Origin of the sequence: Demequina sp. NBRC 110055 (genome assembly GCF_002090135.1) — a bacterium.
Taxonomy (GTDB): domain Bacteria; phylum Actinomycetota; class Actinomycetes; order Actinomycetales; family Demequinaceae; genus Demequina.
In genome coordinates this window covers 176,919-203,486 of record NZ_BBRL01000005.1, presented here as the reverse complement: position 1 = coordinate 203,486, position 26,568 = coordinate 176,919, and the positions used below count along the sequence as shown (strand labels likewise).

The following is a 26,568-nucleotide window of genomic DNA, read 5'->3' as shown; positions in this document are numbered from 1 at the left end:
TTCCGCTTACAGCCCCCACCTGAGAGTCATCAGGCCCGGAAACACCGCAAAAAGAACCGTGATGGGCAAGATGATGAACACGACGGGGACCAGCATCGCGATCTCCCGTTTGCCTCCCTCTTCCATGAGCGCCTCGTGCCCGCGCGAACGCACGTCGGCCGCCTGAGCGCGGAGCACCTGGCCCAGGGGCGTGCCGCGTTCCACGGCCGTCGCGATGCCCTCGGCGAAGCGGGTCATGGCGGGAAGTTCAGTCGCCTCGGCCATGCCCGTCAACGCCGCCGGCAGACGCGCCCCCGCGCGAACCTCACCCAGGGCCTTCGCGAGCTCTTCCGACATAGCCCCATGCGTGAGGCGCGCGACGCGATCCAATGCCGCGACGGCACTCTCCCCGGCACCGACGGCAAGCGCAAGCATCTCGGCCACCGTGGGAAGTTCGGCCAACAGGCGGCGCTCACGCTTCTTGATCGCGCGCGTGAGCCACGCGTCGCGGGCGAGCATCGCGCCCGCGGCAGCCACCACGACGAGGATCGTGAGCGAGACGACGGACGCTCCCCGCGCCGCAGCGAGAAGCAACGCCAGGGCAAGCCCCGCCAGCAGGCCGGCGATGCCCCAGATCACCTGCTGTGCCCGGAATTGCTCCACCGTGGTCGTCGCGCCTGATCTGCGCAAGCGGCGTCGCAGCTGGTCCGACGGCGAGCCGTACCGTTCCAGGAGACGCACCCCGTCGCGGACCATAGGGGCGAGAATCCGCTCCAACGTCGGCAGCGGGGAGACCGTCACCGAGCGCCGCCGGATCTCGTCCGCCGTCGACGCGCGCACGTAGGGGGCGATACGGAGAGCAAGGCTGGGCCTGCGAGCGCGCACCCATGCCGCGATGAGCGCGACGCCCGCTCCGAATCCCAGCCCCACCGCGATCGCCTGCCACATCATCGCAGCACCCGCTCTTCCGACGTGAGTCGTCCGGCCCGGACCATGAGGCGGTACGCGACCACGGTGGCGGCGGCTCCGGCGATCACCACCGTGACTCCCGCGGCCGAGTTGTACGCCGCGAGGCTCTGGCCGCGGAAGGAGAGCATCGCGAGGACCACCCACGGTGCCGCCGCAGCAAGTCGTGCCGCATTGACGGTCCAACTCTGGCGAGCCGCGATCTCTCCCCTCACCCGAGCATCAGCCCTCAAGAACTCTGCCAGCGTGCGCAGGGTCTGCCCCAGATCCGTGCCGCCCACCTCACGCGTGAGCCTGAGGGTCTCGACGATGCGATCCGCAACCGGGTCGGCTAGACGCGCCTTCAGCAGGTCAAGGCTGTCGTGGAAGCGGCCGGATGCACGATAGTCCTCCCCGAACAGGACGAACGGCTCGCGCAGCGCATCGGGTCCTCGCGTGCCGACCTGGGCGACCGCCTCGGGCAGCGTCAGACCCGCTCGTACGCCCGAGGCGAGGGAATCGACGACGTCGGGCCACAGTCGGCGCGACTCGTCCGCACGCTGACGCGCCCGCATCCCCACGAGGGCGAAGGGACCGCGGGCGGCGAGGACTCCTAGTCCGATGCCCACCACGGCCGAGCCGGACAGGCTTGTGATGAGCAGCGCGACGACCAGCCCGAGTCCCGCCGCGGTAGCGATCAGCGCTCCGGGCGTCACGGCACCCGCGCCGGCCTGCACGAGCCGGTCGCCGAGCGACGCGTGCCAGGCCGGTGCCCGCCGTGGCTCAAGTGGCGGCGCCCAGAAGGACCACCACACCATGAAGACTCCCAGCCCCGCGACGAGTCCCCACAGCGCGCCCATGATCAGATCCCCAGGAGGTCCTCGACGCGGAAACCGGCGCGAACGAAGCGCTCCTCGCCCGGCGGGAAGCCGCCCGCGCGCACCAGGCGCTCACCGTCATGAGCGAACAGATCGGCGGTCTCGACCACACCGTTTTCGACCCTGCCCGTCACGCCCACGATCTCGCGCACCCGCCGTGCACCGCGGGCGTCCATGTCGAGGTGCACCACGAGGTCGAGGGCCGATGCCACGGTGGGCACCACGAACCGGTCCGACACGTTTTCGCCTGCGAGTAGCGGCAGGGTGCACATTTTGACGATGGCGTCGCGCGCCGAGTTAGCGTGGATGGTCGACATGCCTGGAAGACCCGCGTTCAGTGCCACGAGCATGTCGAGCGCCTCGGCCTCGCGTACCTCGCCCACGATGATGCGACTGGGGCGCATCCTCAGCGCCTCCTTCACGAGGCGTCGCAGCGGAATCTCACCCGTGCCCTCAAGCGAGGGCTGGCGGCACTGGAGCGCCACCCAGTCACGGCCGGGCAGGCGCAGTTCGAAGACCTCTTCGCACGACACGACGCGCTCGCGCGGCGGGATCGCCCCCGCGAGCGCGTTGACCATGGTGGTCTTGCCCGCCTGCGTCGCTCCCGACACCACAGTGTTCAGGCCCGCCTCGACCGCCGCGGAGAGGAACGTCGCGGCCTGACGCGTGAGCGAGCCCAACTCGACCATGTCGTCCACGTGGCTTGCTCGCACGATGAACTTGCGGATGTTGACGGCCCAATGCCTATGGGTGACATCCGGAATGACGACGTGGAGGCGCTCGCCGCCCGGCAGGGTCGCGTCGACGAAAGGGCTGCTGAGGTCGAGGCGGCGACCGCTGCTCGCAAGCATCCGCTCGACAAGGTCCTCAACTTGCGGCTGTGTGAGCACCGTCGTGGTGAGTTCGGCCGCGCCGCGCCTGCTCACAAACACCTGCGACGGAGAATTGAGCCAGATCTCCTCGACTTCCGGGTCATCGAGATAGCGCTGCAGCGGGCCCAGCCCCGCGACGTTGTCGAGGACGGCTTTGGCGGTGCCCGCGGCATCGGCCACCGGCACCTCGCTGCCCGCGAGCGCGCGGCGATCCCAGGCCGCGAGTTCCTCCATCACCAGCGCGCGAACGCCGGCGACGTCGCGGGCGGGGTCCATGCCGGACTCCCGGATGCGGCGCCGCACGTCGGACTCGATACGAGTGACCGGCTCGGCCGTCATGGTCTCCGAACGTAGCCGCGCGGGCGCGAGCCTGCCACCGGAAGCGGTTTCCCTGGGGAAAACCGGCGGATCTCTACTGCGCGGCGAGCACGGGGAAAACGTGGTCGCGCAGGAGAGGCGCGAGAGGGACGGTGGGCGCGTCCGGGGCGACCCAGCGCAGTTCCTCGATCTCCGCGAGCGGTTCGCCGATGACGACAGGCGGGTGCGCGAAAACGTCGGCGTGGACCTCGTATCCATCCTCGTTCGCGGCGGCGGCCACGAAGGTGCCGAGCGGCGTAAGAAGCGCCGGCTCAAGCTCGACTCCCAGCTCCTCGTGCGTCTCGCGGACGGCGGCCTGGGCTGCGCTCTCCCCCGGCTCGTGCTTGCCGCCGGGGAACATGAACAGCTCGGTGCCGCGCTTGCGGACCGTGAGGACACGGCCCTCGGCATCGCGAAGGACCACAGCGCTGACGACGATAGGTGTGGGCATGGAGATGACCCTCTCACGCGCGAGCCGACCGGCCGTGCGACGATGGCCGCATGTGCGGGCGCTACGCAAACTTCCTCACCGAGCAGCAGCTCATGGACCACTTCGCGATCGCGACGGCGGCCGACGACCCTCGCCTCTTCGACCCCTCATGGAACATCGCGCCCACGCAGCAGGTGGCGATCGTGGTGCCGGGAAAGGCCGACGACCCGGGCCGGCGGCTCGAGGCGGCGCACTGGGGGCTGGTACCGAGCTGGGCCAAGGACCGGTCCGTGGGCGCGCGCATGATCAACGCACGCTCCGAGACGATCGCCGAGAAGCCGTCCTTCCGCTCCGCATTTGCCAAGCGCCGTTGCGTGGTGCCGGCCAGCGGCTACTTCGAGTGGCAGACCTCGGCTGACGGCAAGCAGCCGTTCTACATTCACCCGACGGCCGATGCCCCCCTCGCTTTCGCGGGCCTGTACGAGTTTTGGAAGGACAAGTCCCTGGGCGACGACGCCCCGTGGCTCGTCACCACCACCATCGTGACCACCGCAGCGCGCGGCCCGATGCAGGACATCCACGACCGCCAGCCCGTCATGATGACGCGCGAGGCGCTCGACGCGTGGCTGGACCGCGACGCCGACCAGGGCACCCTCTTCGACGTGATCGCTGCCCCGGCACCCGACCTCGCGTGGCATCCGGTCCGCAAGGCGGTGGGCTCGCCGACGAACAACGCGCCGGAGAACGTCGAGCCCGTCTGAGACCGCGCTGGGCGTCCACCAGGAAGCGCCGAGGTGCGCGGGGGCGCAGTGAGTGTCCACTGCGGCGCACGGGGCGGAGGTGCGGCGGGGTGGACGCGGGGGCCGGTGGAGGGGCGCGCGGGTGTGATTGATACCATCGTGCGAGGTGGCAGCCCAAGGAGCAGCGTGATCAGAATCGGTATCGCGGAGGACGTCGAGTCCAACCGCGTCGATCTTCTCCATCACCTTGCGCGCTACTCCGAGGAACACGGCACGGAGTTCGCCACCACGGAGTACTCCGATGGGGCCGACCTGGTCGCCGGCTATCGCCCCCGGTTCGACATCCTCTTCCTCGACGTCGAGATGGCACGCATGGACGGGCTCGAGGCCGCACACCGCATCCGCGAGGTGGACCCCGAGGTCATCATCATCTTCGTCACCAACATGGCGCAGTACGCGATCAAGGGCTACCAGGTCGACGCGTTGTCCTACCTCGTCAAGCCGGTGCCGTACTTCGCCTTCGCGCAAGAACTCACCCGGTCGCTCACGCGCCTGAACAAGAGCGACGACGACGCGGTCATGCTGTCCGTGGGCGGCAGGGTGGCACGCATCACGACCCCCGACATTGTCTACGTCGAGTCCGTCAAGCACCGCATCACCGTGCACACCCTGGACTCCGAGTACGTCTTCTCTGGCACCCTCAAGGCCGTCGAGGAAGAGCTCGAGGGCAAGGGGTTCTACCGCTCTAACAACTGCTACCTGGTGAATCTGCGCCACGTCACCTCGGTCGAGCCCACCAGTTGCGTCATGACGGGCGGCGAGGAACTCGCCGTCAGCCGTCCGCGGCGCAAGGGATTCCTCGACGCCCTCACCGACCACGTGGACAGCCGGACCAGGAGATGATCGACTCCCTCCCCGACATCCCCAGGCTATTTACGGGTCTCGCGGAATGGTCGGCATGCCTCGTCTACATCCTGCTGATGAGGCCGCGGTTCAACCGGTGGGCTATGGTCGCCGCGTGTGCGGCCGCACTGCCCGCACTGATTGGCATCCAGTATCTAGCCGCCTCGCTACCGCTCGAACTGTGGGTCCTCGGCATGGCGATGGCCGCGGGCGGCATGTACCTGTTCATCTTCGCCGTCGCGGACGTGCGCCCCCGCGAGGCGGGCGACCTCACCGCCCGTGCCTTCGTCCTCGCGGAGCTGGTCGCGTCCTTCGAGTGGCAGCTCCACGTGTTCTTCTTTGGACTCGAGGACCGCCATTCGCTCGAATACGTCCTGCTCGGCGGCATCTACCTCGGCGTCTTCGTGGGGGCCCACGTCGCCGAGCGGCGCCACTTTCCGCAAGACCACCCGCTCCCCGTCGACGCACGCACGCTAATCTCGGTCGTCGCCGTCGCGACCGTCACGTTCCTGATGTCGAACCTGTCCTTCGTCACGACATCGACACCCTTTTCGGGTCGCCTGGACCCCGAGGTCTTCTACATCCGCACCCTCGTGGACCTGTGCGGGTTCGTGATCCTCTTTGCGCTGCGCGGTCAGCGCCTGGAGCTGTACCGCTCGCAAGAGGTCGCGACCGTGTCGATGATGCTGTCCAACCAGCGCGAAAACTACCTGCAGTCCAAGCACGACATCGACGAGGTCAATCGCAAGTATCACGACCTCAAGCACTACATCCACGCGATCAGGGCCGAGGAGGACGCGGGCGAGCGGGCTCGCTACATGGACGAACTCGAGGAGTCCATCCGCGGCTTCGAGACCTCGACCCTCGAGACGGGCAACGCGGTGCTCACCACCATGCTCACCGCCAAGCAGAAGCAGGCCGACCGCTACCGGATCACGATGACGATCGTCGCGGACGGGTCCGCCGTGAGCTTTGTCGACGCCATGGACCTGGTGACCATCATCGGCAACGCGCTCGACAACGCCATCGAGGCGGTCTCGGCGCTTCCCGATGCCGAACAGCGCCTCATCCGCGTCGCCATCCACCGCCAGGACAGCTTCACCGTGATCCGGGTCGAGAACTACTTCCCCGGCCGCCTGCGCCTGGCCGACGGCATGCCGGTCACCACCAAGGGCGACTCCCGCCACCACGGCTATGGGCTCAAGAACATGCGCTCCACCGCCGAGCGCTACGGCGGCTCCCTCACCGCCCGCGTCGAGGACGGCTGGTTCGTGCTACGCGTCCTGCTGCCTGCTCCCGTCGCCAAGCGCTGAGACGCAGGTCGTGCAGCCAGCGCGACAATCCATGCGCCGGGCGGCTTTTCCGTAGCCGATGCCCGCTTGACTTGACACGTGCGCGCACCGGCGCGCGGTCGAGGAGGATCCATGGGCTGGGCGGCACGCGTCTGCGGTCTGGGGACGGCCACACTCGCGCTGACGGCGTGCACGGCCGATGCCGGCGCGGGCTCGGCGGCACCGCTCGGACCCGCGGTGGTCGAGTCCGCCGACTCCCCCACCGGCTACGAGGTCACGTTCCGGTACGCCAACGCCGACGCGGACCAGGTGTGGCTGGCTGGCGACCTGTATTTCTCTCAGCCGCCGTTCCTCTCGCTCGAGGGCGCCAGCGAGTCGTGGCTCGGAGACCAGTGGTCCGAGGGCGACGTCTCGACCCTGCCCCTTGCGGCCGACCTGGCGCCGCTGACCCGCACCGACGACGGCGTGTGGGAGATCACCACCGCGGTGCCGGCCGGCACCTGGAACTACGGATTCGTCACCTCGGCATGCCAACTCATCCTGTTGTGCACCGTCGCGGAGGACCCGGCGAACACTCCCACCCTCGCGACAGATCCGACCGCGACGCAGCGCTGGTCCACGCTCACGGTGGCGGCAGAGCCCGCGCTCGCCGACGACCGGCGCGGAACGCTCACCCGTGTCGACGACCCCGACCTCGGCGTCTACCTGCCGGCGGGGTTTGACCGCACCCGGGAGGAGCGCTACCCCCTGCTGGTCCTGTCCCATGGGGCGGGCGACGACGAGACCGCATGGTGGACCCAGGGCGGGGCCGAGCGGCTGCTCGATACGGCAGTCGCCGAGGGCACCATCCCGCCCGTCGTGGCCGTCACCACGGACTTCAACCACCTCTCCTCGGAGGGGATGTCGGACCCCGAGTTCTTCGACCACTACACGGCCTACCTCGAGGACACGGTGATTCCCTACGCGGTCGAGAACCTGAACGCCACGACGGACGCCGCCGACCGTGCGTTCGCCGGGTTGTCCATGGGAGGCCGGCTCTCCGAGCACCTGCTCCTGAACTCCCCCGGGCTCTTCGACGAGTACGGCATGTGGTCCATGCCGCGTGCGGTGCGGGACGTACCTGCAGACTCACTCACGGCAACGGACCTCGCCCACGCGGCGACGGCATCGGCCGTCCACCTGGGAACGGGCAACGAAGACTCCCTCACCCCCACCCCAGCCGCCTTCGCGGCGCTAGCGGCTACCTACGCTGACGCGGGGCTCACGGCCACCACCTACGAGACCCACGGCGGACATACGTGGTCGGTGTGGCGCCAGATGCTCGCCGACTTCCTGGAGACGACAGCGTTCAGGCAGTGAGCACGTTGTCGACCATGCTGAGGGCGGACGCGATCGCCATGTGCATGTCGAGGTACTGGTACGTGCCCAGGCGGCCGCCGAAGTGGACGCCTGATTCCGCCGTCGCGAGGGCTCTATAGGCCTCGAGCCGCTCGCGGTCGGCGGGCGTGTTGACCGGGTAGTACGGCTCGTCTCCTCGCACGGCGGCGCGGGAGAACTCGCGCGCGATCACCGTCCGGTCGGACGGGTACGTGCGCTCGGGATGGAAATGCCGGAACTCGTGGATGCGCGTGTACGGGACGTCCTCGTCGGCGTAGTTCATGACCGAGGTGCCCTGGAAGTCGCCGGTGGCGAGCGTCTCCCACTCGAAGTCGATCGTGCGCCACCCGAGGTCGCCCTCGGCATAGTCGAAGTAGAGGTCGAGCGGGCCGGTGTAGACGACCGGTACGGAACCGAGGGTCGCGGCTCGGCCCACCACGGCATCGGCCGCCAAGAAGTCCTCCCCCAAGCGCACGTCGATGAGGGGGTGGTCGACCATCCGCTCGAACCAGGCGGTATACCCGTCGACGGGCAGTCCCTCCCACGTGTCGGAGAAATAGCGGTTGTCGTACGAGTAGCGCACGGGCAGGCGGGAGATGATCGAGGCAGGTAGCTCGCGAGGATCGGTCTGCCACTGCTTAGCCGTATAACCCCTGATGAACGCCTCATAGAGGGGGCGGCCGATGAGGGACACCCCCTGCTCGTCGAGGTTGGCCGGCGTGCGGCCCGCCATCTCGGCGGCCTGCTCCGAGATCAGCGCTCGCGCGGAATCGGGGCCGTGGGCCGAGCGGAAGAACTGGTTGATAGTGCCCAGGTTGATGGGCATCGGGAAGACCTCGCCGCGGTGCGTCGTGTAGACGCGGTGTGTGTAGTCCGTGAAGGCCGTGAAGCGGTTGACGTACTCCCACACGCGCGCGTTCGAGGTGTGAAACAGGTGCGCGCCGTAGCGATGCACCTCGATGCCCGTGGCGGCGTCGACCTCGGAGTAGGCGTTCCCGCCGATGTGCTCACGGCGATCCACGATCGTGACCCGCCTGCCCGCGGCGGCCATCCTCTCCGCGACGGTGAGGCCGAACAGCCCCGCTCCGACGACCACGAGGTCGCTCATACGTGCGTCCCGGCTAGTTGAGCTGCAGCGCCCACACGGCGCTGCGATACGCGGCCTGTGACACCGTGCGCCCGGGGCGGCCCGGCAGCGTCATCAACTGCACGATCGCGCTGCGGCGAAGGTGCCGGTAGACCACGGGGTCGTCGTAGCGCAGTTCCTTCCACATCTGCACCCTACGCGCGAAGTCCTCATCCCTGCCCGAGCGCATGAGCATGGTCGAGGAGATCACGCACACGATGCGCAGGTGATGCAGCAGGTAGCGGTACAGCGCCGGCGGCACGTCGTAGGGACTGACCTCGACGTCGACGAGCAGCTTGTTGACCTTGAGTTGCTGGTCGATGCGCTTGATCATGACGGCCTCGTTGACCGACTGATCGGGGCGCCCGATGAAGTACCGGTACAGGTCGACGTCCAGGTAGTACAGCGACTGCACGTGCTGGAGGGGCTCGTAAACGTAGAGGTTGTCGACATAGAACGTGTGCTCGGGAAGACGGAGCCCACACTCGCGCAGCACCTCGGTGCGATACACGAGCGAGTGCATCATCAGGTACTGGCTGGCACGAAAGCGGCCCACCTGCTCCCAGCCGATGACACGCCCTTGAGGCAGCACGTTGCGATAGCGCACCGCGCGCTTGTGGCGCCGCCCCACCTTCTCGTACACAAAGTTGCTGACGACGAGGTCGACGGGATTCGCGTTCTCGGCGAAGCCCCTGAGCGTGTCGAGAAGTGCCCGCAGGGCATCCTGGTCGACCCAGTCGTCCGAGTCCACCACCTTGAGATACGCGCCGCGGGCCTCGTCGATGCCGACGTTGATCGTCGATCCGTGGCCGCCGTTGGGCTTGTGAATCGCCCGCACGATCCCCGGGTGCGCGGCCTGATACAGGTCCGCAATCGCTCCCGTCGCGTCGCGCGAGCCGTCGTCGACGATGAGGATCTCCATGTCCTCGGCGCCGATCAGCAGCGAATCCACGCACCGCTCGATCCAGTCGGCCGCCTGGTAGGCGGGCACGACCACGCTCAGCGTCTTCATGTGTGGTGTCCTCGGGTCAGCGGCCCTCGGGGCCCGCGTCGTTCGTGGGGGTCGCCTGCGCAGGCGCCGCCGCATCCGCGGACTCAACGCTCGAGGAGGCCGGCGTGTTGCCCGCACCGGAGGCTGCCTTGCTCGACTGGGCGACCGACGCATCGGTCACCTGGCCGGCGCCCACGGGGTCCGCGCCCTCGTCTTCTGGCACGCGCTTGAAGATGATCTTGAAGATCGGGAAGAACACCCAGAACGAGATGGCCGCGTTAATGACCATCGTCACGACGTCAGCGACGGATTCACCGGTCGAGCCCCAGCCGAGCGTGTCCATGAAGAAGTCGTAGACGGGCACCTTGTAGAAGCCCTGAGCCGCGGCCGCGACGAAGGTGATGATGACGTACGCGAGGAAGTACCACGCGGCGGCCACCCAGGCCGAGGTGTTCGACTTGAACGTGATGTTGCGCTGCAGGAAGAAGTTGATGATCTGCGCCACCGCGAGCGTGATCTGCACCGCAAGGAAGTACGCGAGTCCACCGCCGCCACCGTCGGAAATCTCGCCGGCGGGGTAGTCGAACATGTAGTACTGCGAACCGTCCACGTTGGAACCCACCGGGAGCACCTGGAAGTCCTGGTTGACCAGGTCGGTGCCATTGAACCAGCCACGCAGCAGCGGCATCAGCACAAACTGCAGCACCGTCACCGCGTTCGAGAACACAAAGAACATGAGGAACTGGGCGACGCCCGTGTGGCGCTCCTCGAAGCCATGCCACCACGTCTTGATCGCGTTCATGGATGGTTCTCCTTACTTGGCAGCGGCCGCGGCGGCCACGGACTCGAGCTCGCGCTTCAGCGCGCGAGACGTGGACTGGTTGCGGAAGAAGGCACCGATGAGCGCGCCAGCGCCGCGGAAGAAATGACCGTTGACGATGCGGACGATCTGGTCGACCATCGCGGGCGAGACCATGCCGTTGGTCATCTTCGCGGTGGCGCGGAACGGCATGTTGTACAGGAAGTACAGGTTGAGATCCGGCTTGCCCTTACGCTCCGAACGGTCGATGAGCGAACGCAGGATCCGCGCCACGAGCCGCGCGAGCGGGTTCTTCGCCTGGTGCATGCCACGCAGAGGGTCGTTCACGCCAAGCAGGCCGGTGGCCGTCGGCGTGAGCGGGCGACCGAGCAGCTGCGCAAAGTCCGCGTCGCTCACGTGCGCGATGGCGCCAGTGGCGTACGGGGCAGGCGTCGTGTCGGCGGCCGATGCCGCACGTCCGGTGACGTGGTGGGCGCCGGTGAGCCGGGGGTCGGCGCTCGAGGCGCCGATGACGATGTCGTAGTCACCCTCCTCGACGGCCCACGCCTTCGCGTCGACGTCGAAGTGGCGGAACGTGTACTGATCGAAGGGAATCGTGACGCGCGCCGTCTCCCCCGGCGCGAGGCGCACCTTGCAAAAGCCCTTGAGCTCGATCGCGGGGCGGTACACGCCCGCCGAGGTGCGGGACACGTACATCTGCGCCACCTCGGCGCCCTCGCGCTCACCCGTGTTCGTGATCGTGAAGGAGGCGCCCGCGTCGGTGACGGTCAGGTCCGCGTAGGCAAACGTGGTGTAGCTGAGTCCGTGGCCGAAGGGGAAGCGCACGTCCTTGCCCACGGTCGCGTAGTACCGGTAGCCCACGTACGGGCCCTCGCGGTATTCGGAGCTCGGTCCGGTCGCGGGGTAGTACGCCGCAGTGGGGGTGTCCTCGAGCGTGAGCGGGTAGGTCTCGGCCAGGCGACCGGCGGGGCTGGCTGCGCCCGTGAGGAGGTCGACGAGGCCCTCGGCGCCGGCCTGGCCGCCGAGGTAGCCGTGGAGCACGGCGGCGGTGTCGCCGATCCACGGCATCTCGATGACGGAGCCGGCGGACAGGATGACCACGATGTTCGCGTTGACATCGCGCAAGCGTGCCAGCAGGTCCACCTGGGCCTGGTGCAGACGCAGGTGCTCGCGGTCCTTACCCTCGGATTCGGCGACCTCGTCGAGCCCCAGGTAGAGCAGGACAACGTCGGCACCCATGGCGGCGTCGGTCGCCTGCGTGGCGAGTTCCTCGTTGGGGGTACCGTCGCGTTCGAAGCCCTGCGCGTAGGCGACCACCTCGAGCGCAGACGAGCGCAGGGCATCGAGCGGCGTGCTGAGGCGGGTGGTGTTCACGACCGAAGAGCCGGCGCCCTGGTAACGCGGGGTGTCGGCGAAGTCGCCGATGACGGCGACTCGAGTGGCGGGCGCGAGCGGCAGGATGTCGCCCTCGTTGCGCAGCAGCACCGCGGACTCGCGGGCGGCGCGACGGGCCAACTCGTGGTGGGCGTCGTTGTCGACGGGGCGCGCCTGGCCACCGTCGGCCCAGCGCACCAGCGCACGCAGCTCCGCGACGCGGGCGTCGAGGTCCTCGCGGCTCAGCGAGCCGTCCTCGAGCGCGGCGAGAATACCGGGCACCGACGCGAGGCCGGGCGAGGGCATCTCAAGGCCGCCACCGGCGGCGATCGCGGCGGGGGCCGAGTTGCTGCCACCCCAGTCGGTGATGACGGCGCCGTCAAAGCCCCACTCGTCGCGAAGAATCTCGGTCAGCAGGTGCGCGTTCTCGTGGGCGTACTCGCCGTTGACCTTGTTGTAAGCGGACATCACCACGCGGGGGCTGGCCTCGCGCACCACGATTTCGAAGGCCGTGAGGTAGATCTCGCGCAGGGTGCGCTCGTCGACGACCGAGTCGGAGGCCATGCGGCGCAGCTCCTGGCTGTTGACCGCGAAGTGCTTGGGGCTAGAGGCCGTGCCCTGCGACTGGATGCCGCGCACGTAACCAGCGGCGAGGTGGCCCGCGAGGTAGGGGTCCTCGGAGAAGTATTCGAAGTTGCGTCCGCATAGGGGCGAGCGCTTGATGTTGAGGCCCGGACCGAGCAGGACGTCGACGTCCTGGCTGGCGGCCTCGGCGCCGAGTGCCTCGCCCACGTCCTGAGCGAGGGTGGGGTCCCAGCTATTCGCGATGGTCGCGGAGGTGGGGAAACAGGTGGCGGGCTCCGAGGCCGCGATACCCAGGTGGTCGCCCGATCCGGTCTGCTTGCGCACGCCGTGGGGTCCGTCAGCGAAGAACAGCGAGCGGATCCCCGCGTGCGGGAACGCACGCGACTGCCAGATGTTCTCGCCGCTCATGAACGCCGCCTTTTCGAGGTCGGTGAGCTCGGTGGCGGTCTGCTTGTCAGACATGGGTGGTGCTCCAAACAGGGACCGGGTGGCGCGGGTGGCGCAGGGAAAGGGATGAGGGGCCGTGGTACCGGGCCGGCCGGAGGGGGATGGCCGGCCCGGCACCACGGGTCGGGTCACGCCGTGGCGGGGGCCTTGTCGGCGTCCTTGGCGGAGCCGCTGTGACGGCGCACGCGCAGGACGACCATCACGATGGCGCCGACGAGGCCCGCGCCGATCACGGCGGTAGCCGCGATCTGGATGACGACCCACGTTGGCGGCGTGTAGTCCACCGTGGCGCCCGGTGCCAGCCCGTTCATCGCGTTCGAGTTCGCGACGGTGAACAGGATGTTGTGGGTGGCCTCGCGGATGTCCGTGACCGCCTTGGCCGAGGACGTGTCGCCGAAGGACTTCGACGGCTGGAACGTCAGCGTGAGGTCCGTGCCGGCCGCGATGCCCTCGTTGGGGTTCATGTAGGGGTAGAGGTTGAAGTCCGAGATGGCGAAGCCCTCGAAGCCCCATTCCTCACGCAGCACGGTGTCCATGAGCGCCTCGGAGCCGCCGGCCCACGTCGCGCCGATGCGGTTGAACGAGCTCATCATGCCGGCGGCACCGATGGTGGTCTCGGCGAGGGTGCCCTCGTCGTCGGCCAGGTAGGTGACGGGCATGTCGATGTTCTTCACACCGATCTCGAACGGCTTGAGGTAGAGCTCGCGGATGGTCTGCTCCGTGGCCCACGTCGAGATGCCGTTGTTGACGCGGTTGGTCTCCTGCTCGTTCATCGCGTAGTGCTTGATCATGGTGTAGACGCCCTTGGTGGCGATGCCGTTGGCGACGGAGGTCAGCATCTCGCCGGACAGGACGGGGTCCTCCGAGTAGTACTCGAAGTTACGGCCGCCGAAGGGCGAACGGTGCAGGTTCACCGCGGGGGCGTACCAGCCGTTGATGTTCTTCAGCAGCGCCTCGTTGCCGAGCATCTCGCCCATCGCGGCACCGAGCTCGCGGTCCCACGTCTGCGCGATGAGGACCTCGGAGGGGTAGGCCACGCCGTTGATCGACGAGTTGATGAAGGAGGAGAAGCCCGCGGGGCCGTCCGGCTCCAGGGTCTGGGGCTTGCCGATCGAGCCGATCGGGGCGGTCTGGTACGCGCCGTTGAGCAGCACGTCCGTCATCTCGCCCACGGTGAGCGAGTCGAGCAGCTCGTCCCACGCCGGGTCGTCCTTCGCGAGGCCGCGCAGGTCGATCAGCGAGAGGTCGGAGTTGGCGCCGGTCGTGGGCATCTCGCCCTCGAAGGCGTCGGCCGCGGCCTCGTAGTCCCAGGCCTCGAAGCCCTCGACGATCGCGTCCGAGGCGACGAAGTCGTCGCCCTCGGGGGCGGTCGGGAACGTGCCGGCGAAGTCGGCGCGCGACATGACCTGGACGGTGCCGTTGGCCCCGTCGGCCGTCATCTGCGCGGAGACGTCGTCGAACTGGTTGGTCGCGGCAACCTCGTCGGTCGAGCGGGGGTTCGACTCGTCGTAGACGACCGTCTCGTCGACCGTGTAGGTCAGCGGCTCGGTGCCCTCGGCGATGGTGTGCGAGTCGGTCTGGACGCGCACCTCGTAGTCACCGGCCTCGAGCACGTAGGCGCCCGCCTCGGCGTAGTCGTAGGACGCCATGTCCTCCACGGCGAAGGACACGGTTACGGTCTCGGAGGCGCCGGGCTCGATGACACCGGTCTTGGCGAAGTCGGTCAACACCACCTCGGCCTTCTCGATGCCGCCCGCGGTGTACGGGGCGTTGACGTAGACCTGCACCACGTCACGGCCGGCCACGTCACCGGTGTTGGTGACGGTGACATCGACGGAGATCTCCCCGTCGACCTCACCCAGCTGCGAGCCAGCGATCTCCCACGCGAAGTCCGTGTACGACAGTCCGTAGCCGAACGGGTAGACCACGGCCTCGTTGTAGTCGATGAAGCCCTCGACGGCCGCGGTCTCGTAGTAGCGATAGCCGATGTAGATGCCCTCGGCATAGTTCACGAAGGGCGCCTCAGAGGTGACCGTCGCGTTCGACGTCGCGGACTCGGTGGCCGAGACGGGGTACGAGGCCTCGATGTTGTCGTAGATGAACGACCCGAAGTTGGCCCAGGTGGGGTCGGCGGTGAAGTCGGCCGCCCACAGATCGACGGTGTGGCCCGAGGGGTTCACCGCGCCGGACAGGATGTTGCCCAGACCGTTGAAGGCCGTCGCGCCGGGCGAACCGGCGAGCAGGATCGCATCCACGCCCTCGTCATCCTGGAGCTCGCCAAGCTCGAGCGTGGTCGAGGCGTTGACGACCACGACGACGGTCTCGAAGCTGTCCTTGGCCAGAGCAATGAGGTCCTTCTCGTCCTGGTTCAGCTCCAGCTGGTGCTGGCCCTCCTCGGCGCGGGGGTCGACATTGTCGGGGTTGGCGATGTCGAGCACGTCCTGCGCGAGGTCACCGCCCTCACCACCGGGGCGACCGATGAAGATCACGGCCGCGTCGTTGTACTCGGCGAAGGAGCCCGAGACCGCCTCGTAGTCGGACACGGGAAGCTCACCGATGGTGTAGGTCGAGTCCATCGGGAGGTCCATCTCGATGTGGCCACGCTTGTTTTCCTGCGCGTACGCGTCGATGGTCTGGTAGACCTCGTCGTTGATCGAAAAGCCTGCATTCTCCAGGCCGGTGCGGGCATCGACAGCCGTCGTGGTGTCGACCGAGCCGGAGCCGGCGCCACCGAAGACCGGGTCGGCGGCCGCGCGACCCAGCATCGTCAGCGCGGAGGAGGACTCGAGCGGAAGCGCGTCGCCCTCGTTCTTCGCGAGCACAATGCCGCCGTCGCCGATGTCCTCGACGAGGTCACGTGCCGCCGCGTCAACCGCGTCCATGTCCTCGTAGTCCGAGGAGTAGTACGTGGTGTCCCAGTCGGCGGACTCCTCGGAGTTGGTGAAGGTGTACGTGCCCGATCCGAGTTGCGAGGCAACCCAACCGCCGGCGATGACCAGTGCCATGTTGGCCACGATCACGACGATCGTCACGAACGCGATGATCGGAATCCAGATCGACAGGTACTTCTTGTTGGACATGCGGGCCTTGGTGGAGGCCGCGTCCGGCGACGCTTGTGCAGTCACGTCGGTGCTCCTTTAGTCGGGGCGGGGGAAACTTGAGGGGGGTCGAGGGCTGCGGCGTTCAGGAACCGCGCCCGTCGCGGTGGTCCTCGCGGTCCGGGACTCGCCCGGCCGAAGCCGGGCGAGCCCGCCGCGGTGGGACGGGTCTTACTCGGTGACCTGCGTGATCTCGCCGTCCTGGTCGATCTGCCAGGTCTCGCCGGTCGCGGCCGAATCGGCCTCGATCACGTAGTTGCCACCGTCGATGTTCACGGTGCCGGTCACACGCTCGGCGGCGTCGGTCTTCACGAACGGCATCACCATGAGGCCGTACTTGACGGTCGGCGAGTCCACGTCGCTGGCCAGCATCACCTGGGCCCAGTCCTCGTCGGCGAGCGCCTCGTCGACAGCGGCCTTCGCGGTCTCGAGGTCCTGCGCCACGTCAACGGTGGCCTCTTCGGTGACCTCGGTGTCGGTGCCCGCCGTCGCCTCGGCGTCCGCGTCGCTCGAGCACGCGGCGAGCCCGAAGGTACCGGTGGCGGCGATCAGGACAGCGAGGCCGCCAGCCCGCATCTTGTTCATGTTCATGATTGCTCCTTGGAGTGATGCCGGACGGGTGACGCCCGGGACTTGCGGTGAACGGTGCGCGGGTTGCAGCGCCGCTCAAGTGTGCCCCGGTGGGGCTGGCGACGTTGGTGCCAGCCCCACCGGGAGGGATTTAGTTGGTGATCACGCCGGACCAGTTGAGGCCGTAGCCGTAGTCGTAGGCGTTGCCTGCGGCGTCGGTGTAGGGCGTCATGTCCTTCGCGACGTCCTCCTGCTGAGCCTCGACCGTGTCCATGTCCGCGGGGAACTGGATCGGCAGGCGGCCCTGGGGCTCGGAAGCGCCGGTGACGATGTCGAACAGGGCCATGTCGCTGGTGCCGAAGCCGACGACGATCGCGTCGGCGTCAGCCTCGAACTCGGCCGGAATCACCGCGTTCTGCGCCTTCAGGGCGGTGACGACGGGGATGTCCTTGCCCGAGGCCTCGACGGCGTCCACGGCACGCTCGAAGGCGTCGAGGTCGGCCTCGTTGGACGCGGTCACCGAGTTGCCGAAGTACGAGCGGTTCTCCTGCGTGCCATCCTCGAGGAGGTCACCCGAGATCGAGGTCTGGCGCACGTTGTCGCCGTCGGCGGTGTACTCGCGGTACTGCAGCGACAGCGGGTAGTAGCTGTCCGACTCGGCGTCGTAGCCCGAGTTTCCGAAGACCGCACCGGTGGTGGGGCTGTCCATGCCCACGAGGACCAGGTCCACGTCGGTCAGGTCGGGGGTCGTGTAGTTGACGACCTTGCCGTCCTCGTCGAGCTCCACCTCGTCGGTCACGACATTCGCGAAGTGCTCCGCCGCGACGTCGAGGTCGAGGCTCGGGCCCTGCGAGTAGGTGGCGTCACCGAAGAGGCTCGGCAGTCCGTTGTCGCTCGACTGCGGGATGTAGACGGTCTTGTCCGACCAGTCCTGACCCTCGGCGATGGTGCCATCGTTCTTCAGCATGACGACCGAGGCGAGCTGCGCGTCGTAACCCGCCGCGACCTTGTCGTCGGAGGCGAGCACCGCGCCCGAGACCTCGGGGTCAAGGAACGCGTCTTCGTACAGGCCGGCCTGGAAGATCATGTTGAGGATGCGACCACCCGACTCCTGGAAACGGGTGACGGCGTCGATCTCCTGCTCGCCGGCCTCGAACTGCTCCTGCCACAGGTCTGCGGCCTCGAGGATGAAGGTCGCGTCGTTGACGCCACCGAACATGTCGTGGCCCGTGCCCAGCACGTGCACATAGCGCTCGGCCGGCGTCATGTCTTCTGCGCCCCACGCGGTCGCGATGAACGCGCCCTCGTCGTTCGCGCCAGTCATGACACCCCAGTCAGTGACGACCACGCCGCCGAACTCGTTGTCGTCGCGCAGGATCGACATGAGACCGGTGTCGTAGGCGGTGCCCATGCGGTCCTCGAACAGCGGCTCGCCGTCGGCGTCAAGCGAAACCGAATACGAGGTCATGATCGAGGCGGCGTCGAGCGCGCCCTGGAAGACCGAGATGTGCTCGTCGAGGTTGTCGCCGGGGTACACGCCGTACTTACCGGCGTCGGTGTGGGACTCGCGTCCGCCCTCACCGGGTCCGTCACCGGGCCAGTGCTTGATCATGGCGTTGACGGAGTCTGCGCCCCACTCGGCCTCGCCGTCCGTGCCCTGGAAGCCGGCAACATAGGCGGCAGCGTGCTCGGCTGCGGCGGCGGAGTCCTCACCGAACGTTCCCAGCACACGGAGCCAACGGGGCTCGGTGGCGAGGTCGATCTGGGGGCTCAGCGCCGTGGCGATACCCAGCGCACGGTACTCCGCCGAGGCCGCCTCGCCGAACTGGCGGGTGTACTCGGGGTCGAACGTCGCCGCGAGCCCCAGGTTCTCGGGCCAGCGCGAGATGTCGGCACCATCGGCGTTGTAGTTGCCGCCGGTTGCCGCGCCCGAGCGCGGGTCGGACGCAAAGTTCACAGGAACGTAGGGGTTGTCCTCGGTCGCGAGGGTCTCGACGAAGGCCTGCATCTCGTTGACCCACGGCACCGTGACCTCGGCGTCGGAACCTGCGGCGTTCAGCACCGCACGGAGGTTCGAGTTCTCCAGGTACTCCTTCTGCGCGTCCGTGAGGCCGTCCGCAGGGGAACGCTCGTGCGAGCTGAAGAGCATGAGTCCGGCGACCTGCTCGATCGACATCTGCGAGGCGAGGTCGGCAGCACGCTCATCCGAGGTCAGACGCCAGTCCTCCCACGTGTCGAGAGTGCCGTTGGCGTTCATGTCCTTGAAGGCATAGGTCGCGCCGTCGACCTCCTCTTCGAGGAGGGTCACGCCACCTTCGGCGCTGTACGACAGCACGGGACCGTCGCCGGGGTTCTCGACGACGACGAAATCCGTGGTGCCGTCCGAGACCTCGCGGGTCGTGTAGTCACCGGTGGCCTCGGCGGTGGCCGATGCGCTTTCGCTGGGGCCCGGGTCCTCGTTGTCACCCGAGCAGCCCGCAACCGCGAGCGCAAAGATGCCAAAGAACGCCGTGGAGCGCGCGATACGTGAGCCTCGCATTAGAGCTCACCCTCCTTCGTGTGGATCATGCTGCTTCTCCTCCTTGAGTCGCTGCCGTCGCCCTCAGCGGGAAACGGAGATCAGACGTCAACGGACTCGCACGGTGCGTGTCCTCATCCCCCGTTCGCCGCGTCCCGGGGCGTCAGTGCCGAGGTGACCTCGATGTGACCTGACGCGGTGGCAAAGGATGTGAAAGTGAGTTAATCAACCGGACACATGCCCGTGGCAGGGTGATGACACAACCTGTCGCTGAGCGCGCATGATCTGTCGCCACCGTGACTGCGGCGTGACCCACCGTGACCTTCCCGTGACCTACCGTTGGTCGGCGAATCGTTTCGATTTGTGGCGTGATAGCAGGGCCGATGGCGTCAGCGGCGGTGGCGGTCCGCTACGCGCGGCGCACGTGCAGGTCGCCCGCCAGCACCTCGCGCTCGCCCTCGCGCGTCGCGATCACGAGGGCGCCGGACGGCGACAGCCCCGTCACGCGACCGCTGACGGCGACTCCCCCCGGCTGCTCCACCGCTACCTCCCAGCCGATGGACGCGCACACAGCGCTCACCGACGCGTGCACACGCGGGAACTCGTCGTCGAGCTCCCACATCGCGACGGCATCGGTGAGGTGGGCGGTCAGCGACCGCATGAGGGCCGCGCGATCGAGCGCGCTCGCTCCCAGCGACGCGAGCGACGCCGCATGCGGCACCGGCAACTCGCCCGGCTCCTGCGACACATTGATTCCGATCCCCGCGACAACCGCCGCGCCGGCGTCGGATCCCGGCGACCCCGGCACCACCTCACACAGGATGCCCACGACCTTGCGCCAGCGCCCCCAGCCCGGGATGTCCTTGGCTCCCGCCTCGACCACCACGTCGTTGGGCCACTTGAGGTAGGCGCCCACGCCTGCATCGCGTAGGGCGCGCACCGTCGCGAGCCCCACCACCAGCGGAGCCCACCCCAGCGCAGCGGGCTCCACGGACGGGCGCAGCAGAAAAGAAACAGTGAGCGCCGCACCCTGGGGCGTCGCCCACGAGCGCCCGGCGCGACCGCGCCCCGCGGTCTGGTGGTCGGCCACGTAGGCCGACAGCGCGGGCCACCCTTCGGGGTCGTTTGCCACGGCCGCGAGGAGCGCGGTGTTGGTCGACGGCGAGGCCCCCACCACCTCGAGCCGAGCCAGCTGGCGGGTGGGGCCTACCAGGCCGGCCACGGCATCGGCCGTCAAGGGACGGCGCGAGGCGGCGACGGCTGAGGGCGCGAGGGGATCCACGCGGCTAGGCTATCCGTCAGCCAAGTCCCAAGGGAGAACCGTGTCCGAACCCCGTCCGACCGCGACCACCGCCGGTGCGCTGGAAGACCTCCGCGGCAAGATCACCGAGGCCGTCGCCGCCCACGAGGAGATCGCCGCAGGCAAGCAGCACCCCCGCGGTAAGAAGACCGCCCGCGAGCGCATCGATCAGCTGCTCGATGAGGGCAGCTTCGTCGAGCTCGACGCCCTCGCCCGCCACCGCAGCCGCAACTTCGGCCTCGACAAGAACCGGCCCTACGGCGACGGTGTCGTCACCGGCTACGGCACCATCGACGGCCGCCAGGTCGCCGTGTTCAGCCAGGACTTCACCGTGTTCGGCGGCTCGCTGGGCGAGGTGCACGGACAGAAGATCACGAAGGTGCAGGACTTCGCGCTGCGCACGGGCGTGCCGCTGATCGGCATCTCGGACGGCGGCGGCGCGCGCATCCAGGAGGGCGTCGCGGCGCTGACGCAGTTCGCGGAGATGTTCCGGCGCAACGTGGCGGCCTCGGGCGTCATCCCCCAGATCTCACTGATCCTCGGCCCGAGCGCCGGCGGGGCCGTCTACTCCCCAGCTTTGACGGACTTCATCGTCATGGCAGATGGCACCAGCCAGATGTTCATCACCGGCCCCGACGTCATCAAGTCCGTCACGGGCGAAGAGGTCACGTTCGAGGACCTGGGCGGCGGGCACGCCCACAACGCAAAGTCTGGCGTGGCGCACTACCTCGCGCAGGACGAGGACGACGCGATCGAATACGTCCAGCACCTCATCCAGTACCTCCCGCAGAACAACCTCACCGACTCCCCCACCTGGGAGGCCGAGGCCGACCTCGAACTCACGGACGAGGACACCGCGCTCGATGCGCTCGTGCCCGACTCGCCGAACCAGCCCTACGACATGAAGACGGTCGTCGAGACGGTGCTGGACGACGGCGAGTTCTTCGAGATCCAGCCCCTGTTCGCGCCCAACGTGCTGACCGGGTTCGGCCACATCGAGGGTCACAGTGTGGGCATCGTCGCGAATCAGCCGCAGTCGATGGCCGGCACGCTCGACATCAACGCCTCCGAGAAGGCCGCGCGGTTCGTGCGCACCTGCGACGCCTTTAACATCCCCGTCATCACGTTCGTGGACGTGCCGGGCTTCCTTCCCGGCGTGGACCAAGAGCACCAGGGCATCATCCGCCGCGGCGCCAAGCTCATCTACGCCTATGCCGAGGCGACCGTGCCGCTCGTGACCGTCATCACCCGCAAGGCCTACGGCGGCGCGTACATCGTGATGGCCTCCAAGCAGCTGGGCGCCGACGTCAACCTCGCGTGGCCCACCGCGCAGATCGCGGTCATGGGCGCCGGCGGCGCGGTCAACATCCTGCAGCGCCGGACGCTCGCGAAGGTTGCCGAGGACGGCGGGGACGTCGAGGCCGAGCGCGCGCGACTGACCGCCGAGTACGAGGACCAGATCGTCAACCCCTACGACGCCGCCGACCGCGGCTACGTGGACGCCGTCATCGAGCCCCACGAGACGCGCGAGCAGATCACACGGGCCCTGCGCGCGCTGCGCACCAAGCGCGCCTCGCTGCCCCCCAAGAAGCACGGAAACATCCCGCTATGAGCGCCGAAGACGTCTCCGAGGCGGCCGCGGGCCTGCGCGTCGTGCGCGGCACACCCGACGCCGAGGAGCTCGCGGCTCTCGTCGCGGGCATGGTCGCCGTCGCGGCCGCCAACGAGGAGGACGAGGCGCCCGGCTCCCCCACGTCCGCGTGGATGGACCGCACCCGAACCCTGCGCGGCTCCCACCGCGACCTGCCTCTCGGTCGCGGTGACACGGCCTGGCGCCACTCCCTGCGATGAATCTCACGCGGCCGATGCCGTGGCGGGGTCACGCATGAGCCTCGCCAAGGCGGTCCTCGCCGCAGGTGCGGGGCTGGGCGCCGCGCTCGTCGCGCCGCAGGCGTGGGCGCGCGTCACCGCGCTGGGCTCGCTTCACACCGCCTCCTCCGCGTCGCTGCGCCCGGCCGATGCGGCCCTCGTGCTCGGGGCGAGGGTCTGGGAAGACGGGCGGCCCAGCCTGTTCCTTCGCCAACGCGTCGAGGCCGGCATGGCGCTGTACGAGCGCGGCCTGGTCTCGCGTCTCGTGCTCACCGGGGCTGGGGAGAATCGCGAGGGGCTCGACGAGACCGAGGCCATGGAACGCACCGCCCGGGAGTTGGGCGTGCCCGCCCACGCTCTCGACCGCGACCCTCACGGTCACGACACCCGCGCCTCGGCGATCAACGCGCGCGACAACCTGGGGCTGACCTCGGTCATCGTGTGCTCGCAGGAGTTCCACTTACCGCGCGCGATGTGGCTGTGCCGTTCCGTAGGACTCACCGTCCAGGGCGCCTTCCCTCCGGTACTGGGCCGGCCGCACACCTACTTTGGTTACGGCCGCGAGATCCCGGCGACGTGGAAGGCAGCCCTCGAGATCGTGCGGGACACCGCCGTCCCCGGGCCCGCCGAGCCGTAACGTGCCGCGCCTCAACCCGCGCCACCGGTGGAAGGTCGCCGCCGCCGTGACGCTCCCGATCCTCATGATCTTGCCGTGGGTGAGCGTGACGGTCACGACTGCCGGGGACGTCCACGCGGAAGCCGACATCCACTCCGCGAGCGCCGACGGCCTCCGGCCGGCCGATGCCGCGCTGGTCCTCGGCGCAGGTGTGCGGCCCGATGGCACCCCGTCGCCCTTCCTGCGCGACCGCGTCGAGGTGGGAGTTGCCCTGTACGAGGCCGGACTGGTCGACGTGCTGTTGATGAGCGGCGACGGAGATGACTCGTCGGGGTACGGCGAGACCGCCGTCATGCGCGCCCTCGCCGAGTCGCTCGGGGTGCCGACAGAGGCGATCGTGGAGGACCCCGAGGGACTCGACACCGAGGCCTCCTGCATGCGGGCGCGCGAGGTGTTTGGCGAGGACTCGGTGACGATCGCGACGCAGCAGTTTCACCAGGCGCGCGCGCTGTGGCTGTGCAGGCAGGTGGGCATGGACGCCCAGGGCGTGTACCCGCCGCCCACGCCCACGCGTCACACGCTGACCGGGCACGTCCGCGAGGTCGCGGCGGTGGCCCAGGCCGTCGCCGCCTCGACGCTCTCTCGATAGCCGCCGCGAGACTTTCGTTGAAGCGTCAAGCGGAGTATCATCACCCCATGACGGTCGAGTCCCCGAGCACGCTGAGCACCCAGGATGAGCTCCTGTGGCGCCGCTTCTCGGCGATGCTGTCGACCGTGCCGGCCGCTCTCGACGAACGCCTGCGCGCACTGACGGGACTGAACCACTTCCAGTTCACCATCCTGGCGACCCTGCAGTCGCAGCCGGATGGCACGCTGCAGCTCGCCGAGGTCGCCCGCGCCGCCGACTCGTCGCTGTCGCGCCTGTCGCACACCATCTCGAAGCTCGAGGCGGACGGTCTCGTCGCGCGCAAGGCATGCGACCACGACCGCCGCGCCAACTGGGCGGTGCTGACCGACGAGGGTGCTCGCGTGGTGGACCAGGCCCGCGAGTCCTACGACCTCATCAAGCGCGAGGCCCTCGTGGACCGCATCCCCGAGCATCTGCGCAGCGAATTGACCGAACTCTTCACCGCCATGCTGCCCGGTGCCGTGGCCCAGCAGTGCGCGTCGATCGACGCCGACCTCACGCACTAAGCAGCGGCACTTCCGCACGCCCCACGTCTACGGCGCTACTCCCCCGAGCGCCCCGCGGCGACGATGGTTGCCAAGATGCCGGCCAACTGCTCGACCTGCTCGTCGCTGAGCATGTCAAGGTGCGAGACAAAGCCGCGCTCCGCCTCTTCGACCGCCTCGTTCACGAGGGCGATCCCGTCCTCGGTCAACGAGAGAAGTCGCACGCGCCCGTCCTCGGGTGACGAATGGCGGCGCACCCACCCGCGGTCGACCACACGCTGGACCACACCGGACGCGATGTTGGGCTTCACGCCGAGCGCGTCGGCGGCCTCCGCGGTCGGGACGCCCTCGGAGCCGTGCAGGAACACCAGCAGATGAAACTGCGCGGGCGTGAGCCCCTCGTCCACCATCGTGCGCGAGTGATGGCGCATCGAGTCGCGCATGATGCGGTGCTGCAAACGCAAGATCTCCGCAATCGTGTCGTCGCGAGTCATGGTGCTCCTCGGGTGTGGCGGGTACGGGACCCGGACGTCGCATCGGCGGATAATTCGTGTCAGGCGAACTTGATTGTTCGCGTCACATGAATTATCGTAGCCGACATCCCGCCGACGGGATCATCCCGAACCCCGTTCTCAGGAGAACTCTGTGTCTACGTCAACCGACGCGACGCACGCGAACCTCGACGAGGCCCTTGCCGAGGGCATCTCGGAGTCCACGTACCGCCGCCGCTGGGCGATCCTCGCCACCCTCTGCCTGGGCCTCATGACCGCGATGATCGCGAACATGAGCCTCAACCTGGCTCTGCCGGAGCTCGCCGTCGAGTTCTCGATGACGCAGCTCGAGCTCACCTGGGTGGTCGAGGCCTTCACCCTCGTCTTCGCGGCCCTGCTCTTCATCGCCGCCGCGATTGCCGACCGCTACGGCCGCAAGCGCGTCATGATGGTGGGCCTCGTGATCTTCGTGCTTGCGTCCGCCTACGCGCCGTTCTTCGCGTCCACCGCGGGCGAGCTGATCGCCTCGCGCGCCATCATGGGCATCGGCGGTGCGCTCGTCATGCCCACCACTCTGTCGCTCGTCAACGTGGTCTTCCCTTCCAAGGAACGCCCCAAGGCCATCGCCATCTGGGCCGCCGTCGCCGGCGTGGGCATGATGATCGGCTCGGTCCTCACGGGCCTGCTGTTGCACTTCTTCGACTGGCACGCTGCGTTCCTGCTGGGCGCCGCGTTCGGCCTCGTCGCGATCCCGATCACCGCGCGGATCGTGCCCGAGTCGGTCGACGAGAAGGCCACCCCCGTGGACTGGATCGGCGGCCTGTTCGTGACGCTCGCGCTCGCGGGCATCGTCTACACGATCATGGAGGCGCCCTCGCACGGCTGGGAGAGCCTGACCGTGGCGATCGCGGCGGTCGGCGCCGTGTCGCTTGCACTGTTCATCTGGTGGGAAAGCCGCGTCCGCTACCCCATGCTCGACCTCACCCTATTCAAGCGCCGCCGCTTCACGCTGTCCGTCGTGTCCGTGACGCTGACGTTCTTCGCGATGATCGGCGCCTTCTACTCGATGACGCAGATCTTCCAGCTCGTCATGGGTTACGACGAGCTCACCACCGCACTCGCGATGATCCCGCCCATGCTGCCCATGATGGTGCTCGGCCCCATGGTGCCCCGCCTGGTCGCCAAGGTTGGCACGCGCTGGACCGTGGTGCCCGGCCTCCTGGTCATCGCCGGGGGCTTCCTCCTCATGACGACATGGCCCACGATCCCGTCGTACTGGGACTTCTTCATCGCCATGACACTCATCACCGCAGGCATGGCCCTCGTCATGACGCCGGCAACCAACATGTTGATGTCGTCGGTGCCTCGCAACCGCTCGGGCATGGGTTCGGCGATGAATGACACCACGCGTGAGTTGGGCGCCTCGCTCGGCATCGCGCTGCTGGGCTCCCTCATCGCCAACCAGTACACGTCCGGCATCTCCGACACGGCGTCGCAGCTGCCCGCCGAGGCCGGCACCGCCGTCCAGGACTCGCTCGCGGGTGCGGTGGCGGTGACGGATGCCATGTCCGCCCAGGGCGGCGACGTCGCCGCGGGTGCCGCACAGGTCCTCGACGCCGCCCAGGTCGCGTTCATGGACGCCAGCCAGCACGCCATGCTGATCTCGGCGATCATCGCGGGCGCCACGGCGGTGCTCATGCTGCTCACGCTGCCCAAGGGCGACAAGGCACTGTCGGCCGAGCCCGGCCTCACGCTCGAGGAGACCGAGGCGGCGCGCGCGGGCTGACGCCGCACGCGCGCGTCTGGGTGCGGGGACT

General features: G+C 68.5%; 23 protein-coding genes. 10 read left to right on the top strand and 13 right to left on the bottom strand.

All coding sequences use genetic code 11. The annotated features are described in order from the left end of the window. Nucleotides 1-6: 6 nt before the first annotated feature. The 4 genes from B7K24_RS06815 to B7K24_RS06800 all read right to left on the bottom strand — a co-directional run bounded on the left by B7K24_RS06815 (nucleotide 7) and on the right by B7K24_RS06800 (nucleotide 3,482). Nucleotides 7-930: a type II secretion system F family protein gene (locus B7K24_RS06815; protein ID WP_144268186.1), complete on the bottom strand. Its 924-nt coding sequence runs from the start codon at nucleotides 928-930 to the stop codon at nucleotides 7-9. Continuing rightward, the gene (locus tag B7K24_RS06810; RefSeq protein WP_084129433.1) at nucleotides 927-1,784 is read right to left on the bottom strand and encodes a type II secretion system F family protein; all 858 of its coding nucleotides are present in this window, start codon (nucleotides 1,782-1,784) and stop codon (nucleotides 927-929) included. Before B7K24_RS06810 ends, B7K24_RS06815 begins: the two co-directional genes overlap by 4 nt. 2 nt (nucleotides 1,785-1,786) lie before the next feature. Beyond that, nucleotides 1,787-3,013, bottom strand: coding sequence for a CpaF family protein (locus B7K24_RS06805; RefSeq protein ID WP_084129432.1), 1,227 nt, complete (start codon nucleotides 3,011-3,013; stop codon nucleotides 1,787-1,789). 73 nt (nucleotides 3,014-3,086) lie between these two features. Beyond that, nucleotides 3,087-3,482 (bottom strand): NUDIX domain-containing protein, encoded by a 396-nt coding sequence (locus B7K24_RS06800; RefSeq protein ID WP_084129431.1) that lies wholly within the window; start codon nucleotides 3,480-3,482, stop codon nucleotides 3,087-3,089. Between the two features lie 50 nt (nucleotides 3,483-3,532). Here B7K24_RS06800 and B7K24_RS06795 point away from each other — a divergent pair, with 50 nt between their 5' ends. From B7K24_RS06795 to B7K24_RS06780, 4 genes are all read left to right on the top strand, one after another. After that, nucleotides 3,533-4,222, top strand: a complete 690-nt coding sequence (locus B7K24_RS06795) for an SOS response-associated peptidase (protein ID WP_084129430.1) — start codon at nucleotides 3,533-3,535, stop codon at nucleotides 4,220-4,222. A 165-nt stretch (nucleotides 4,223-4,387) separates the two neighbouring features. Next, nucleotides 4,388-5,104: a LytTR family DNA-binding domain-containing protein gene (locus tag B7K24_RS06790; protein ID WP_084129429.1), complete on the top strand. Its 717-nt coding sequence runs from the start codon at nucleotides 4,388-4,390 to the stop codon at nucleotides 5,102-5,104. Beyond that, complete coding sequence (locus B7K24_RS06785; RefSeq protein WP_084129428.1) at nucleotides 5,101-6,417, top strand: sensor histidine kinase; 1,317 nt, start codon at nucleotides 5,101-5,103, stop codon at nucleotides 6,415-6,417. The genes B7K24_RS06790 and B7K24_RS06785 overlap by 4 nt, the downstream gene beginning before the upstream one ends. Before the next feature lie 111 nt (nucleotides 6,418-6,528). After that, nucleotides 6,529-7,755, top strand: a complete 1,227-nt coding sequence (locus B7K24_RS06780) for an alpha/beta hydrolase-fold protein (protein WP_084129427.1) — start codon at nucleotides 6,529-6,531, stop codon at nucleotides 7,753-7,755. Here B7K24_RS06780 and glf read toward each other — a convergent pair. From glf to B7K24_RS06740, 8 genes are all read right to left on the bottom strand, one after another. Beyond that, complete coding sequence (gene glf / locus B7K24_RS06775) at nucleotides 7,745-8,881, bottom strand: UDP-galactopyranose mutase (protein WP_084129426.1); 1,137 nt, start codon at nucleotides 8,879-8,881, stop codon at nucleotides 7,745-7,747. The genes B7K24_RS06780 and glf overlap by 11 nt on opposite strands. A gap of 13 nt (nucleotides 8,882-8,894) precedes the next feature. Further along, entirely contained in the window at nucleotides 8,895-9,911 is a 1,017-nt protein-coding gene (locus B7K24_RS06770; protein WP_084129425.1) for a glycosyltransferase family A protein, read from the bottom strand. A 16-nt stretch (nucleotides 9,912-9,927) separates the two neighbouring features. Next, a complete protein-coding gene (locus B7K24_RS06765) occupies nucleotides 9,928-10,692 on the bottom strand; it encodes a hypothetical protein (RefSeq protein WP_200808301.1) in 765 nt (254 codons plus the stop codon). A 12-nt stretch (nucleotides 10,693-10,704) separates the two neighbouring features. Continuing rightward, nucleotides 10,705-13,131 (bottom strand): glycoside hydrolase family 3 C-terminal domain-containing protein, encoded by a 2,427-nt coding sequence (locus B7K24_RS06760; RefSeq protein WP_084129424.1) that lies wholly within the window; start codon nucleotides 13,129-13,131, stop codon nucleotides 10,705-10,707. Between the two features lie 113 nt (nucleotides 13,132-13,244). Then, nucleotides 13,245-16,241: a glycoside hydrolase family 3 C-terminal domain-containing protein gene (locus B7K24_RS06755; protein WP_234986603.1), complete on the bottom strand. Its 2,997-nt coding sequence runs from the start codon at nucleotides 16,239-16,241 to the stop codon at nucleotides 13,245-13,247. 144 nt (nucleotides 16,242-16,385) lie between these two features. After that, the gene (locus B7K24_RS06750; RefSeq protein ID WP_084129423.1) at nucleotides 16,386-16,805 is read right to left on the bottom strand and encodes a hypothetical protein; all 420 of its coding nucleotides are present in this window, start codon (nucleotides 16,803-16,805) and stop codon (nucleotides 16,386-16,388) included. A 130-nt stretch (nucleotides 16,806-16,935) separates the two neighbouring features. Continuing rightward, nucleotides 16,936-19,323, bottom strand: coding sequence for a glycoside hydrolase family 3 N-terminal domain-containing protein (locus B7K24_RS06745; protein ID WP_084129422.1), 2,388 nt, complete (start codon nucleotides 19,321-19,323; stop codon nucleotides 16,936-16,938). A 388-nt stretch (nucleotides 19,324-19,711) separates the two neighbouring features. Next, entirely contained in the window at nucleotides 19,712-20,584 is an 873-nt protein-coding gene (locus B7K24_RS06740; RefSeq protein ID WP_234986602.1) for a biotin--[acetyl-CoA-carboxylase] ligase, read from the bottom strand. A 40-nt stretch (nucleotides 20,585-20,624) separates the two neighbouring features. Between B7K24_RS06740 and B7K24_RS06735 the strand changes: the two genes are divergently transcribed. Genes B7K24_RS06735 through B7K24_RS06715 form a run of 5 tightly spaced genes read left to right on the top strand, consistent with a single transcriptional unit; the run spans nucleotide 20,625 to nucleotide 24,281 of the window. Next, a complete protein-coding gene (locus B7K24_RS06735; RefSeq protein ID WP_084129421.1) occupies nucleotides 20,625-22,214 on the top strand; it encodes an acyl-CoA carboxylase subunit beta in 1,590 nt (529 codons plus the stop codon). Then, complete coding sequence (locus tag B7K24_RS06730; protein ID WP_084129420.1) at nucleotides 22,211-22,453, top strand: acyl-CoA carboxylase subunit epsilon; 243 nt, start codon at nucleotides 22,211-22,213, stop codon at nucleotides 22,451-22,453. Before B7K24_RS06735 ends, B7K24_RS06730 begins: the two co-directional genes overlap by 4 nt. A 34-nt stretch (nucleotides 22,454-22,487) precedes the next feature. Beyond that, nucleotides 22,488-23,108, top strand: a complete 621-nt coding sequence (locus tag B7K24_RS06725) for a vancomycin high temperature exclusion protein (protein WP_084129419.1) — start codon at nucleotides 22,488-22,490, stop codon at nucleotides 23,106-23,108. A gap of 1 nt (nucleotide 23,109) precedes the next feature. Then, the gene (locus B7K24_RS06720) at nucleotides 23,110-23,736 is read left to right on the top strand and encodes a vancomycin high temperature exclusion protein (protein ID WP_084129418.1); all 627 of its coding nucleotides are present in this window, start codon (nucleotides 23,110-23,112) and stop codon (nucleotides 23,734-23,736) included. Between the two features lie 47 nt (nucleotides 23,737-23,783). Then, on the top strand, nucleotides 23,784-24,281 hold the full coding sequence (locus B7K24_RS06715) for a MarR family winged helix-turn-helix transcriptional regulator (protein WP_084129417.1): 498 nt from the start codon (nucleotides 23,784-23,786) through the stop codon (nucleotides 24,279-24,281). A gap of 35 nt (nucleotides 24,282-24,316) precedes the next feature. Here the strand turns inward: B7K24_RS06715 and B7K24_RS06710 are convergent, their stop codons facing one another. Continuing rightward, nucleotides 24,317-24,754 (bottom strand): MarR family winged helix-turn-helix transcriptional regulator, encoded by a 438-nt coding sequence (locus B7K24_RS06710; protein WP_084129416.1) that lies wholly within the window; start codon nucleotides 24,752-24,754, stop codon nucleotides 24,317-24,319. 151 nt (nucleotides 24,755-24,905) lie between these two features. On the opposite strand from B7K24_RS06710, the gene B7K24_RS06705 reads away from it, so the two are divergent. After that, the gene (locus B7K24_RS06705; protein ID WP_084129415.1) at nucleotides 24,906-26,537 is read left to right on the top strand and encodes an MFS transporter; all 1,632 of its coding nucleotides are present in this window, start codon (nucleotides 24,906-24,908) and stop codon (nucleotides 26,535-26,537) included. The last annotated feature ends 31 nt before the right edge of the window (nucleotides 26,538-26,568 follow it).